At 49.5% G+C, this 12,561-nt stretch carries 10 protein-coding genes; 6 read left to right on the top strand and 4 right to left on the bottom strand.

Annotated elements, in window-relative coordinates; all coding sequences use genetic code 11:
* The first annotated feature begins 31 nt into the window (after positions 1-31).
* From NNL21_RS25475 to NNL21_RS25460, 4 genes are all read left to right on the top strand, one after another.
* On the top strand, positions 32-727 hold the full coding sequence (locus NNL21_RS25475) for a response regulator transcription factor (protein WP_204821160.1): 696 nt from the start codon (positions 32-34) through the stop codon (positions 725-727).
* Positions 717-1,817 (top strand): sensor histidine kinase, encoded by a 1,101-nt coding sequence (locus NNL21_RS25470; protein ID WP_256555471.1) that lies wholly within the window; start codon positions 717-719, stop codon positions 1,815-1,817. The genes NNL21_RS25475 and NNL21_RS25470 overlap by 11 nt, the downstream gene beginning before the upstream one ends.
* Before the next feature lie 197 nt (positions 1,818-2,014).
* The gene (locus tag NNL21_RS25465; protein ID WP_256555470.1) at positions 2,015-2,980 is read left to right on the top strand and encodes a D-alanyl-D-alanine carboxypeptidase family protein; all 966 of its coding nucleotides are present in this window, start codon (positions 2,015-2,017) and stop codon (positions 2,978-2,980) included.
* 113 nt (positions 2,981-3,093) lie between these two features.
* Positions 3,094-3,336: a hypothetical protein gene (locus NNL21_RS25460; RefSeq protein WP_204821159.1), complete on the top strand. Its 243-nt coding sequence runs from the start codon at positions 3,094-3,096 to the stop codon at positions 3,334-3,336.
* A 113-nt stretch (positions 3,337-3,449) separates the two neighbouring features.
* On the opposite strand, the gene NNL21_RS25455 is transcribed toward NNL21_RS25460, so the two are convergent.
* Positions 3,450-4,166 carry a TioE family transcriptional regulator gene (locus NNL21_RS25455; protein WP_204821158.1) on the bottom strand — a complete coding sequence of 239 codons (717 nt, stop codon included), beginning with the start codon at positions 4,164-4,166 and terminating at the stop codon, positions 3,450-3,452.
* Positions 4,167-4,509: 343 nt separating this feature from the next.
* Here NNL21_RS25455 and uvrA point away from each other — a divergent pair, with 343 nt between their 5' ends.
* Positions 4,510-7,020, top strand: coding sequence for an excinuclease ABC subunit UvrA (gene uvrA / locus NNL21_RS25450; protein ID WP_204821157.1), 2,511 nt, complete (start codon positions 4,510-4,512; stop codon positions 7,018-7,020).
* 458 nt (positions 7,021-7,478) lie between these two features.
* On the top strand, positions 7,479-8,459 hold the full coding sequence (gene msrB, locus NNL21_RS25445) for a peptide-methionine (R)-S-oxide reductase MsrB (RefSeq protein WP_204821156.1): 981 nt from the start codon (positions 7,479-7,481) through the stop codon (positions 8,457-8,459).
* Between the two features lie 205 nt (positions 8,460-8,664).
* Here msrB and NNL21_RS25440 read toward each other — a convergent pair whose 3' ends face one another.
* The 3 genes from NNL21_RS25440 to desA form a co-directional block, all read right to left on the bottom strand.
* Entirely contained in the window at positions 8,665-10,515 is a 1,851-nt protein-coding gene (locus NNL21_RS25440) for a stalk domain-containing protein (protein WP_204821155.1), read from the bottom strand.
* A 141-nt stretch (positions 10,516-10,656) separates the two neighbouring features.
* Positions 10,657-11,226 carry a peptidylprolyl isomerase gene (locus tag NNL21_RS25435; RefSeq protein ID WP_204821154.1) on the bottom strand — a complete coding sequence of 190 codons (570 nt, stop codon included), beginning with the start codon at positions 11,224-11,226 and terminating at the stop codon, positions 10,657-10,659.
* 209 nt (positions 11,227-11,435) lie between these two features.
* Positions 11,436-12,515: a Delta(5) desaturase DesA gene (desA, locus tag NNL21_RS25430; protein WP_204821153.1), complete on the bottom strand. Its 1,080-nt coding sequence runs from the start codon at positions 12,513-12,515 to the stop codon at positions 11,436-11,438.
* Between the last annotated feature and the right edge of the window lie 46 nt (positions 12,516-12,561).

The raw sequence follows: 12,561 nt of genomic DNA, 5'->3' as shown, positions 1-12,561 counted from the left end.
TGAACAAGATTAATGATAAAGGATGATAGACATGAATCGTCATATCCTGATCGTCGATGACGATCCGAAGATCGCTCAGCTCATTGAAATCTACTTGAGCAATGAAGGCTATACCGTCAGTAAAGCCGGAGATGGACTGTCTGCCTTAGAATTCATGAAGGATGACAAGATTGATCTCGTCATACTGGATATTATGATGCCCGGGCTGGACGGACTTAGCGTCTGTATGAAAATCCGCGAAACCAAAACAACGCCAATTCTGATGATAAGCGCCAAAGATGGCGATATGGATAAGATTACGGGCCTGATGACCGGTGCGGACGACTATATGGTCAAGCCGTTCAACCCGCTTGAGCTTATCGCCCGGGTGAAATCGCTGCTGCGCCGTACCTATTTCAACGGACAGCCGCAGCAGACCCAGCCGGATAACCTAATACGGATTCAATCGCTCGAAATTAATAAACAGACGCACACGGTCATGTTTGAAGGGCGTCCGATCAAGCTGACCCCGATCGAATTCGGCATCCTGCATCTGCTTGCCAGTCATCCGGGCAGGGTGTTTAATTCGGAGGATATCTTCGAGATGATTTGGAAAGAGAAATATTACGACTCCAACAATTCCGTCACGGTTCATATGAGCCGGCTTCGCGAGAAGCTGGTGAAGGAAATGGACGGCGAGAAGATCATACATACCGTTTGGGGGGTCGGCTACAAAATTGAAGCTTAGGTGGATGATCCCGCTATTCTGGAGTATTGTCGGGACGATCTTCGTGCTGTTCTTGTTCGTCGTGATCGGCCGCTTTCTGATCTTCACCGACTTATACCAAGTGAGTCTCAGCAGGCTGCTGGTGTTCATCAATCGGAATATCGGATACCCGAACATGTATGTTGTAACAGGTATTCCCGTGTTTGTTGTCGCCTTGATCTTCTTCTTCTCGCGGGATAAACGGATTCGCTCCGAGAATTATCTCCTGCAGATCGCCGAGAACGTCCGGCGGATTGCCGCAGGCGACTTCAACCATAAGGTTCCGGTCGAGCCTATTGGCGAGTGGGGGAATATGGCCGCCAATATTAACCGGTTCGTCGATCAGTTGAATACCTCGCTTGCGGAAGAACGGCGAGCCGAACAGACGAAGAACGAGCTCATTACGAACGTGTCGCATGATTTACGTACGCCGCTTACGTCCATTACCGGTTACTTGGGCTTGATTGAGCAGGATCGGTACCGGGATGAGGTGGAGCTTCGGTATTATGTGACGCTTGCGTATGAAGAGTCCGAGCGAATGAGCCAATTAATTCAGGACTTGTTTGAGTATACAAGGCTTCGCAACAACGAGATGAAAATTCATAAAGAAAAAATCAACCTGGTCGAAATGCTCTACCAAATGTCGGAGCAGTTCCGGCTTCAAATGGAGGAAGCGGGAATCGAGCTGAGGATGAAGCTGGGTGACCCGCTTCTGGCCGTGATGGCAGATGGCAATAAGCTGAGGCGGGTATTCGAGAATTTGGTGACGAATGCGATCAAATACGGGTATGACGGCCGCTATCTCGACATCACTGGACATAGAGAGAATGGCATTGTAACCATCGATATTATTAATTACGGCGAACCGATTCCACAATCGGCACTGCCGCATATATTTGAACGATTCTATCGCGTAGAGAAATCGCGGGCGACGGACACGGGGGGATCGGGCCTTGGCCTGGCGATTGCCAAGCAGATCGTGGAGCTTCATGGGGGTACGATCGCAGCGACCAGCACGCCCGAACATACCGCGTTTACCGTTCGAATGCGAGAGGTACAAGGGAAACAATAGCTTGCCAAGATTGCAACAGTATTGAGAAAATAACAGGCCAAGGACAGCCTTTTCTCGCCATGGGAGGGGCTGTCGTTATTTTTGTTTCGGAAATCGTAATAGTTTCGTTATGTTTTCTTATCGGATCATTAAGAGGCGGCGGTCATAATGAGAATATAACGATGACGATGAACCGGAATTGAAAGGAGCTGCTCATAGTGCTTCGACTCGCTATGTTGAAAAAAACGGCAATGACGATGGTCGTTGCAATCACAGCAGTTACAGTCATAACGGAGTGGAGCAGCTTACAGGCGAAGGCGCCGCGCGTCTGGGCGAAGCTGTCGGATGCTGTAATGAAGAATGACACGCCATCTGTCGGAACGCTGCAGGGGGAAGCAGCAGTGTTAATGGATGAGCGCACAGGCCAACTACTATACGGGAAGAATGAACATAAACGTCTATATCCAGCCAGCACGACTAAGTTGTTAACGGCATTAATTGCATTGGAGAAGGGAGATCCGGATGCAATCGTTACCGTGGGTGACGAAGCGCTGCTGCCTAGCAAGGGCGAAAGCACGGCAGGGCTTTATAAAGGGCAGCAGCTCTCCTTACGCGATCTTATCGCGGCCATGATGCTGCCGTCCGGCAACGATGCTGCCAGGACAATCGCTCGGTACACGGCGGCTGTGGAGACGGGTAAACAGATGACGATGGAGGAAGGGCTCGAGACGTTCGCGGATATGATGAATAAACGGGCCGAAGAGCTAGGCGCGATGGAGTCTCATTTTGTCAATCCGCATGGGCTTCACGATCTCGATCATTATACGACGGCGGGCGATCTCGCTTTAATTGCCCGTAAAGCCAGACAGAATAAGCTGCTGCGCGACATCGTAAGCGAGAGTGAGCATACGGTAAAAACGGCGACGACGACTATGGGGCCGACTTTCGTCAATCGCAATAAGCTGCTTCAGCCGGCGAGCGGTTATTATTTTGATGGGGCGAACGGAATGAAAACAGGTTATACCAGCGCGGCCGGATACTGTCTGGTGGCTTCTGCGAAGCGTGGGGGCAAGAGCTATATCGCGGTCATCCTGAACTCCTCCTCTTCCGACGTATGGGTTGATGCCACGAAGCTGCTTAAGTACGGGTTTGACCGGGATCGGGCGGTAGGTTATCCTTCTTGATGCTGTGGGAAGAAAACATTCGATATAGCGGATATGCGTTTTGAATGTGTCTTCATGTGGTAATAGTAGAAGGCGGCTGCCACCATATTAATGATCAGGAGGCAATATACAAGATGAACGACCTGAAACAACATTGGATCACCCAGCCAGAGGGTGTCTATCATAGATTTGATCTTCTGCAGGAAATCGATGATACATTAGCCGAAATGGAAATCTATTTGAAGCGCTACCCGGAGGATGAAATGGCCAAGCTCCAGTACGAACAGTATTTCAAGAAACGTGAAGCGCTTGTCCAGCCTTTCTTGTTCTACTGTGGTTCCGTAAGCATGTGTGATGCGGTATACTGCGAATCGTAATATGATATTCACATCAAGCTAGGCTCCGGCTACATATGAAGATCGCCGCACCGGTTCAACCGGCTGCGGCGTTTTTTGTTTAAGGGATCCTACAGCAGTCAAGACAATCATCCTTATTGCCCCTCCGCCATCAAATCAAGCACTTTGCACAGCTCGATTAGTTGATGTATGCCGTTGAACTGCTGACGGTTTCGCTTATGGATGCTCAACAGAGCATTCTCTGTGACTTCTTTTGCTTTTTCGATGGTGTGATATTCGACAGCCCTAACGATTTCCTTCATATTTTCCAGAAAATAGACGGTCCTTCGCAGCGTTCGGATGAGCAGTATCTGCCGGATGTGTATGGGCGTAAACACCCGGTAGCCATTCTCCGGATCGCGTTCTGGCGTTAACAGCCCTTCCTTCTCCCAATGCCGTATGGCTGATGGTTGTACATCGGTATAAGCGGCGATTTCTCCTATGGTCATATGGTTCTTCAGCTTCTTATTGACATGTAGGACGAGCTCCGGATCTTGCAGAAGCGCTAGTGTCTGGTCGGCTACGGTTTTCTCGTGCTGTAGAAGGGATTGCTCCTTACTGACGAGCCAGAAGGCGGTGTCTACATTTGCGCTTTGAATATGGCGAAGCACCTCGCAAGTGATTCCGACGCCAAATCCCTCGAACATTGCCCGAAGGCAGCGAAAGTAAGCCAGGTGGACCTTTGTATACAGGCGGTAGCCATTCTCTGCGCGTGCAGGGGCCGGAATGACTCCCCAAGATTCATAATGCCGCAAAGCGCTCGTACTAATATGAAGCTCTCGGGCAATTTCGATAGGCTTGTAGTAGAGCATCTCCCTTTCACCTCCCTGGAATCATTCATGTTCACTATACCTCAAGTGTCGGATGAAGAAAAACATTCAATCAAAACATTAAAATGATGTGCTAAGCTTTCTGATTCGGAATGCGAATTAGATAAGGATTCTTTTCTCCTAACCTTATCACTTGCATGAATGTTGTAAAGTATATAGAGAACGGAATGATTTGGAATTACAGAAAGGGGAACAAAATGAATATTTGTTATGAAATTCCTGCTGCAGGGGTTGGCTGAGATCAGCTGTACATAAGGCTCTAGACCCCTTCAATGTGTCGTGGTGCCATGCTGCAAGAAACGATAAATCAAACGGAGGATTGCTTATGAACAATACCATTGAAATCCGGGGAGCCCGGGAGAACAATTTGAACAATATTACGCTTCACATACCTAAGCACAAGCTGGTCGTGCTAACTGGACCCTCTGGTTCAGGGAAATCGACGCTCGCTATGGATACGCTGCAGCGTGAATGTCAGCGGCAATATATGGAGTCGATGGGGATGACCTCGGAAGCGATTGCGAAGCCTAAGGTGGATGCCATTGTCGGCTTGTCGCCTTCGATCTGTGTAGGGCAGCATGTCACCAATCGGAATCCGCGATCGACCGTCGGTACGATAACGGACATCCATACGTACCTGCGCGTCATCTACGAGATGCTTGGTGAACGGGCCTGCCCCCACTGCAGCAGCCGATTCGTGCCCGGTGCTGATCAGGTCCTCTCTGGTTCTGAGATCGGGGACGAGGAGGCGGGGGAGAGACTGGATGCCATCCACTGCCCTAATTGCGGTGGAGAGATGGAGCGCTTGACCCGCAGGCATTTCTCCTACAACACGCCGGAAGGCGCCTGTGAAGCATGTGATGGACTTGGCCATATCGTTAGTCTGAATCTGGATGCTGTATTCGACGAAGAGCGGAGTCTTGCGGGCGGCTGTGTCACGATTTGGTACGACATGATCAGCAACTATAATGCTGCGATTCTGAAAGCGGCAGCCGATCATTATGGATTTACCTTCGATCCGGACCTGCCGCTTAAACACTATGACACCATTCAACGTGACTTGTTATATTATGGTGTCGAAAGTGATGCATTGGCAAATCATTATCCCGGCATCAAACCGCCCAAAACCGTTACGGCCGGGAAGTTCGAAGGTGTCGTCAACGGAATCTGGAGACGCTATAAAGAAAAAGGCGGCGAATCGGGTGAATCGGCCCTGTTCCAAGAGCAAGTGTGTTCGTCATGCCAAGGTGGACGGCTAAAGAAGGAGATTCGCCTGGTAACGGTCGGCGGGGCTTCCATCTCCGACATCTCCGGTTGGGCGCTGCAGGATGCCATCGTCTGGTTGGACCAATTGATGGGGCAGCTGAAAGAGGATGAAAGGGAGCAGGTCGAGACGCTGCTGCATGATCTGACAGTTCGAACGAAACGCATTGTCGATGTCGGGCTGGGCTATCTATCGCTTAGCCGACAGTCCGTGTCGCTGTCCGGCGGGGAGGCGCAGCGCCTGCGCCTTGCTTCCATTCTCGGATCTGGTCTTACCGGCGTGCTCTATATACTTGACGAACCGACAGCGGGGCTTCACCCGCGCGATACAGCTGGGCTAATCGGTATACTGAAACAGCTGCGGGACTTAGGAAATACCGTGCTGGTCATTGAGCACGACATCGAGATGATGCGTGCGGCCGATCATGTAATTGATATGGGACCTGGTGCAGGCAGCTTTGGCGGCCGCATAGTCGGTGAAGGTACACTGCAGCAGCTGATGGATAACCCGGAATCGGTGACAGGCGGCTACCTGAGGGAGGCAGCAAGCGCAGTAAGACCACAGGACCGACGGTCAGGAAATGGCTCGTTTCTGCGCGTCCATGACGCCTATGATCGTAACCTGAAGCATATCGATGTGGAGTTCCCATTAGGCTGCCTTGCTGCGGTCACCGGTGTATCCGGTTCCGGTAAATCGACGCTGCTGTTTGATCTTGTGGCAGCCGGCGGACGAGACGACCAGCAGCGTAATGGTTGTGCCAGCATCACCGGATTCGGTGCCATCGATAATATCGTGACAGTCGACCAGTCGCCGATTGGACGGATGAGCCGCTCTAACGTTGCCACTTATACAGACGTATTTACCGCCATGAGGAATCTATTTGCCGGATTGCCGGAAGCCAAACAGGCTGGTTTGACCCCGAAGCATTTTTCCTTCAACACGCCAGGCGGCCGGTGCGAGCATTGCCAAGGGCTTGGGGTTGTGCCGATGGACATGTTTTTTCTGCCGGGTCTGGAGGTTCGCTGCCCGGTTTGCCGCGGCAAACGATTCAAGGAGGAAGTCCTTCGCGTAACGTATAACGGACTTTCGATATCCGATCTGCTGGACATGACGGTTCAGGAGAGCCTGCCTCTGCTGCAGGGCAAGATTAAGATGGATGGACAGATTGCTCTGCTAACTGAAGTAGGTCTTGGATATCTACACTGGGGACAATCGATCCGGACGTTATCCGGCGGGGAAGGCCAGCGGATCCGTCTGGCCAAGGAGCTTGGTGGGAAGACGAAGCGCCACACCTTGTATTTGCTGGACGAGCCATCGACAGGGCTTCACCCTCGCGATACCAAGCAGCTTCTGGTGCTGCTGAACCGGTTGGTCGATGCCGGGAATACGGTCATTGTGGTGGAGCATAATCTGGACATTATCCGGGAATGCGATTGGGTCGTCGACATCGGTCCTGAAGGAGGAGACGAGGGCGGTGACATCGTCGCTGCAGGAACTCCTGAAGCGGTCGGGGATGTTATGGCTTCACATACCGGCCGTTTTCTGCGGGAAACGGCAGTTTCCTTGACATAATTGAAGCTCCCGCTTCCGGTTTGAACCGGAGCGGGAGTTTTGTTTGTAATTGATGTCATGGGAGAAGCCAGCGTAGTCGAGACGCTAGTTGTTAGGGTGAAGATTTCAAGTTAGTTTACATATATAATATTATGTAAACTAACTTGAAATTGCTTCTTGAGAATACGGGTACATAGATCCGAAGTACTTCATCTGGAATACATAGTTATTATTATGTAAACTCAATTGGATACTCTAAGGTCAGCAGTGAGGTCAACCAAGCACCAACGTTTTGCAAGTGCTATTGGGGCTCTACGGTTACTCCCATTCTTGTTATGCTGCGGATTGTAAGCGCCCAGCAAACATTTTTAACCTGCCAGCTGTCCGAGTGGTTGGCATGAACATGAAAAAAACTTTATAATCGAATAGAAGCGTAAAGCCAATCATGACGTGATTTATGAATAGGAGGGTGACAAGCTATGAATAACCCGCAGAACACGAACGGGAATAAAGAGCTCGCTGCATTTGCCGGCGGCTGTTTCTGGTGTATGGTTACACCATTCGAAGAAATACCTGGGATCATCAGCATCACATCGGGTTACATCGGCGGGCACACCGATAATCCGACCTATGAACAGGTATGCACGGAAACAACTGGACATGCCGAAGCCGTTCAGATCGCGTTCGATCCGGATATCATGTCTTACGAGAAGCTGCTGGACATCTACTGGCGCCAGATCGACCCGACTGATACCGGAGGCCAGTTCCACGACCGCGGCTCTTCCTATCGTACAGCGATTTTCTATTATTCGGAAGAACAAAGGGTTCAAGCAGAGGCTTCTAAGGTTGCGCTAGACAAGAGCGGCCGTTTCGATAAACCAATCGCAACAGAGATTGTTCCGGCCACGGAGTTTTATCCAGCCGAGGAATACCACCAGGATTATCATAAGAAGAATCCATTCCGTTACAAAATGTACCGCAGAGGGTCCGGCCGCGCTGATTTTATTAAAGCGCATTGGAACACGGATAAGGACAAGAAAAAACTGAAAGAAAAGCTGACTCCGATACAGTTTGAGGTTACTCAGAACAGTGCAACCGAGCCTCCATTCGAGAATGAGTTTTGGGATAATGAGCAGGAAGGGTTATATGTAGACATCGTATCAGGTGAGCCGCTGTTTACCTCGAAGGATAAATTCGATTCCGGCTGCGGCTGGCCGAGCTTCACGAAGCCGGTGAATACGGGAATTATTACGGAGGTTGAGGATCTCGCCTACGGTATGATACGTACGGAAGTGCGGAGCCGCAATGCCGATTCACACCTGGGGCACGTGTTTAACGACGGGCCTCAGCCAACAGGTTTAAGGTACTGTATTAACTCCGCTTCGCTGAGATTCATTCCGATTGAGAGGTTAGAGGAAGAGGGCTACGGCTCTTATCGGTCACTATTCGAAGATAAATGATCTTCCAAGATGGATGAAAATGATTTTCAATCATGTATTGTCGGTCATTCCTCAAACGGGGAGTGACCGTTTTTTTATACTTCAGTTTACATAATAATAAATATGTACACTAGCGAATAAAGAAATGGAGCTGGAACGTAAGAAACAAGCTGATTGCCCCTAAGTAAGGGGAACCAGCTTGTTTCATTTTCTATGATAAGACCAATTACTTCGAAGGAACGAGTTGACTTAAGTCTTTCATCATCGCTTTATATTCATCCGAAGCGACCATCTTGGCAACATGGGTATCCCATTGTGCGATTGTTGCTTCACCTAGAATGACTTGGAGCTTCAATTCTTCCAGCTTGCTGTTCAACTCCGCATATTTGCCCGAGCTCCACAAGCTGCTGGCTTGCGGCAATGTCTTACCCGCGTAGGAGGTTTGCCGCCACTGCGCGACCGCACTCTCATAACCGGTCTGCTGCTCTGCACGCAGTGACTCCAACGTGGGATTAGACTTCAACAAGTCTGTCCGGCCGAATAGATGGAGTACCGCCGCTTGGTCGATATCGGTGAAATCCGATTGTTGAGACCATTCACCGGACTCTGACAGGGCAATCCCTTTTTCCAACCACTGCAGTACTAACTCAGGCTTCACACGTGCCATGCTCGACACGATGTACATGCCATTGCCCGTTGTATTCCAAGGTGCGATTGGAGTACTGTCCATTGTGGCTTGTATGCCCGGTAGAGGGACCCACTCCGTTTTCTTGTCATCGGACAATGATACCGCTAGATCAAAGCTGATCGCAGATAAACCGGTACGTCCTTGTTGTAATCGTTCGATGGCTTGCTGCTCGGATTGAACGGGGAAGTCCTTATCCACTAATCCTTCTGTATAAGCGCGTGCCAACCATTCCAGTGCCTGCTTCTCTTCTGCACTAATCGCGTTATCGTATACTTGACCATCTCGCAGGCTGAAACGATCTGGACTGCCTGTATAGGCATGTTCTACCCATGAGAATGACCCGAGTCCGGCATGGTTGACGAATCCGGTCATTCCGATTGTATTATGCTTACCGTCACCTTCTGGATCTTTCTGAACAAAGGCCTTCAACACGGCATATAATTCATCCATCGTTGCGGGCTGTTCAAGGCCAAGAACATTCAGCCAGTCCTGTCTGAGCGCCGGGAAAGGAGCGTCATGCGGATCGCTTGGCCGTGGAATGCCGTATTGACGGCCGTCGATTGAACGTGCAGCCGGTAGGCCGCTCTCGGTCAATTGTTTCAGATGAGGATAAGAGGCCAGCTTGTCGGTAATATCGAGCGCGATGCCTTCTAATAATTCATCTTGATACATATATGGATCACTGAGAAGCATGAGCGAGCTCATATCTCCCGCGGCAATCAGAATATTCGTTTTTTCACGAAAATATTCCGGTGGAATCAGATTGAGCCGGACGTCAGATTTCCATTCCGATTTCATAAACTCCGTGAGTGCGGAAGGGGGCTCGACAATCCCGTTATCCGCACGGCTGCTTACACTGAACACCGGGAGGGCTAAGGGATCGCTTACCGTAATTAATCGGTCTTGCGGGTTCCATTGAACCGTCAACCCCACAGCTTCGGCTGTGAGACGTAATGGAATCCATAAGGATTGCTCATTCATGTAAGGGGCTGTCGGCAGCTTTGTAATCATGCGGCCTGCGATTTGAGCTTCATGACGATTTTCCCAGTAAATCATAGTCGGCTTCGCAGGGTGGGAGGCTGTTAACTTTCGCTCCTTGTTATCCCATTTGATGGAATAGCCTAAGCCTTCGAGAAGTGCCTTACCCGGAGCCATTGCGATGCCATTCTTATGTACAGCAGGACTAGGCAGCCTCACGAACAGGTTTTCAAAGTGGACGGAAACCTGTGTTTTGAATAGCTCTATCAACATCGCTTCCGTGTCCGGATCCCAGGGACTTGTCTGAGCGGAGACTGCCCCCGGCACCCCAGTGGCTACGACTGCCGCAATCGTGACGGATAAAGATAGTGCCTTGAGTTTGCTCTTGTGATTGTAGTGCTTCTTGTACATGTATTCGCCTCTTTTCCAATTCATGGTTCTCTACGTATACGCGGCCTAGCGCAAAAGGTTGTGTATCTTTATATCTTATCGGATGGAAAATGAAAAGAGCTGAAGAATAACACCGTTATGGACGGGGCTTACGGGATTAAATCATGCACCGGTTTCCGACGTTAATTTGCTCTTTAGGATGGCTTTCCTATATCCATCTTTAACTAGTTCACTAGCCCAGAATTCATTGTCGGATAAACCAGTTATTCGTATTCGATTGCTCATCAACTCATGAATGAGCTCTTGATCCTTATCAAGGGGTTCGTAGTTCTCATAAAGCTCCCTCTGATCGTCGATCGCTTCTTGCAGCTCTTGGTCGGATACGGTGATGCCTCGTTGGATGGCTTTCTGGACGATCCGGTCTTCTTGGATTAAGTTGTTCAGTAATTCATTGTCATCCGGAACCTGCTTGTTTCCATTCAAGGCATACGTCAGTTCGATATTGGCTTTATAGAAAAGAAAACGTTCTTTATCAATGGTGATGCCATCGATCTCTGCAACCACAGAGGAGTTGGTCTTGTCGTTCTTCGACTGATCCAGCTTGGCTTTCAAGGAATCGAAGGCTCGGCTAATTTGCAGGTGAGGGCTATCGGTGTTGGCAGAAGCGGCCGAATAGACAGCTATCAGAATAACGGCAGTCATACTGCCGAAGATTATTGTTTTTCTTTTCATCCATAAACCTCCAATCAGCTCGCTCGGCTTGTTAAGATATAGACGCATAATAGATCCATAAAGTTCCAATTGCATGTAACGGTTATAAGTTTGAAACCTCTAATGGATGGAGCAACCTAAGCGGTAAAACATCAAAAAACAGCCCCGTCAAACGAGGCTGTTGGAGTAAAACGCTTTGTTGCCACTGCTTTAAGGGGCTGAACCCTCATTTACTTCTTAGCTGTCGCGGGGACGGGAATAGGAACGGGTACAGGTATTGTTGTCGTATCCGTTGCTGTCCTGCGGCTCATAGCAAGCAGCGGTTTAATGTCCTTGAAGGATTTGAACTTCATGTCTTGCTCGCTCCAAAGGTGGAAGCGGATGGACTGAATGCTGGTCTTTAGCGTAATCGTGTTTACCTTCGATAATAAAGGTGTGGTGTCATGAACTTCTTCCAAGAAGTAGTTCGGTACCCTTGGACTAAGATGATGAACATGGTGAAAACCGATATTGCCCGTAAGCCATTGCAAAATGCGCGGCAGCTTGTAATAGGAGCTGCCATCAATGGCCGCCCTCACATACTCCCATTCGTCATCATGCTCGTAATAAGAATCTTCGAACTGATGCTGAACATAGAACAGCCAGATGCCGCCTAGTCCGGATAAATAGAAGATGGGACCCTGAATCAAGAGGAATGCCTGCCAGCCCAGCAGCCAACAGCATAGAGCGGAAGTGCCCACAATAGCCAGATTAATCAGATACGTATTGATCCGTTCCTTCGTCTTCGCATTCTTCCGATTGAACCGGTACGAAACAAGGAAGAGATAGAAGGGGCCAAATCCAAATAATACAAACGGATTACGGTAGATGCGGTACATGATGCGGCGCCAGAGTGGGGATGCGATATATTCATCAACGGTAAGCACCCAGATATCGCCTTCGCCGCGTTTATTTAAATTGCTGCTCGTAGCATGATGAATCGTATGACTGTTCCGCCATTGTCGATAGGGCGTGAATGTCAGAACACCTGTAATATTCCCCAGGATATCGTTGGCCAACCGGCTGCGGAAGAAAGAGTGATGGCAGCAGTCATGAAAGATGATGAAAGTCCGAATGACAAAGCCTGATGCAACAATAACTAGCGGGAGTGTAAGCCAATACGAAATCGATAAGCTTTGATAAGCTAGGAACCAGAGCAGAAAGAAGGGGACGATTGTATTGATGATCTGCATGATACTAGTCTTAACAATCGGCTTTTCGTAAGGAGCGATGTCCTTTTTCCAGTGGGAAGGTGATTTATGCTCGAGCATCTGTTCCTCCGATCAGTTTGCACCGCTCGATCGCGGTGGTACGTGT

It is taken from the genome of Paenibacillus mendelii, from assembly GCF_024498075.1.
Taxonomy (GTDB): domain Bacteria; phylum Bacillota; class Bacilli; order Paenibacillales; family Paenibacillaceae; genus Paenibacillus_Z; species Paenibacillus_Z mendelii.
The sequence above is the reverse complement of the archived record's forward strand: the minus strand, read 5'-3'. Positions and strand labels throughout refer to the sequence as shown.

Coding starts and splice junctions, on each gene's coding strand:
- NNL21_RS25440 (WP_204821155.1), bottom strand. CDS start 10,515: ATGTACAAGAAGCACTACAATCACAAGAGCAAACTCAAGGCACTATCT.
- NNL21_RS25455 (WP_204821158.1), bottom strand. CDS start 4,166: ATGCTCTACTACAAGCCTATCGAAATTGCCCGAGAGCTTCATATTAGT.
- NNL21_RS25460 (WP_204821159.1), top strand. CDS start 3,094: ATGAACGACCTGAAACAACATTGGATCACCCAGCCAGAGGGTGTCTAT.
- desA (WP_204821153.1), bottom strand. CDS start 12,515: ATGCTCGAGCATAAATCACCTTCCCACTGGAAAAAGGACATCGCTCCT.
- NNL21_RS25435 (WP_204821154.1), bottom strand. CDS start 11,226: ATGAAAAGAAAAACAATAATCTTCGGCAGTATGACTGCCGTTATTCTG.
- NNL21_RS25475 (WP_204821160.1), top strand. CDS start 32: ATGAATCGTCATATCCTGATCGTCGATGACGATCCGAAGATCGCTCAG.
- uvrA (WP_204821157.1), top strand. CDS start 4,510: ATGAACAATACCATTGAAATCCGGGGAGCCCGGGAGAACAATTTGAAC.
- msrB (WP_204821156.1), top strand. CDS start 7,479: ATGAATAACCCGCAGAACACGAACGGGAATAAAGAGCTCGCTGCATTT.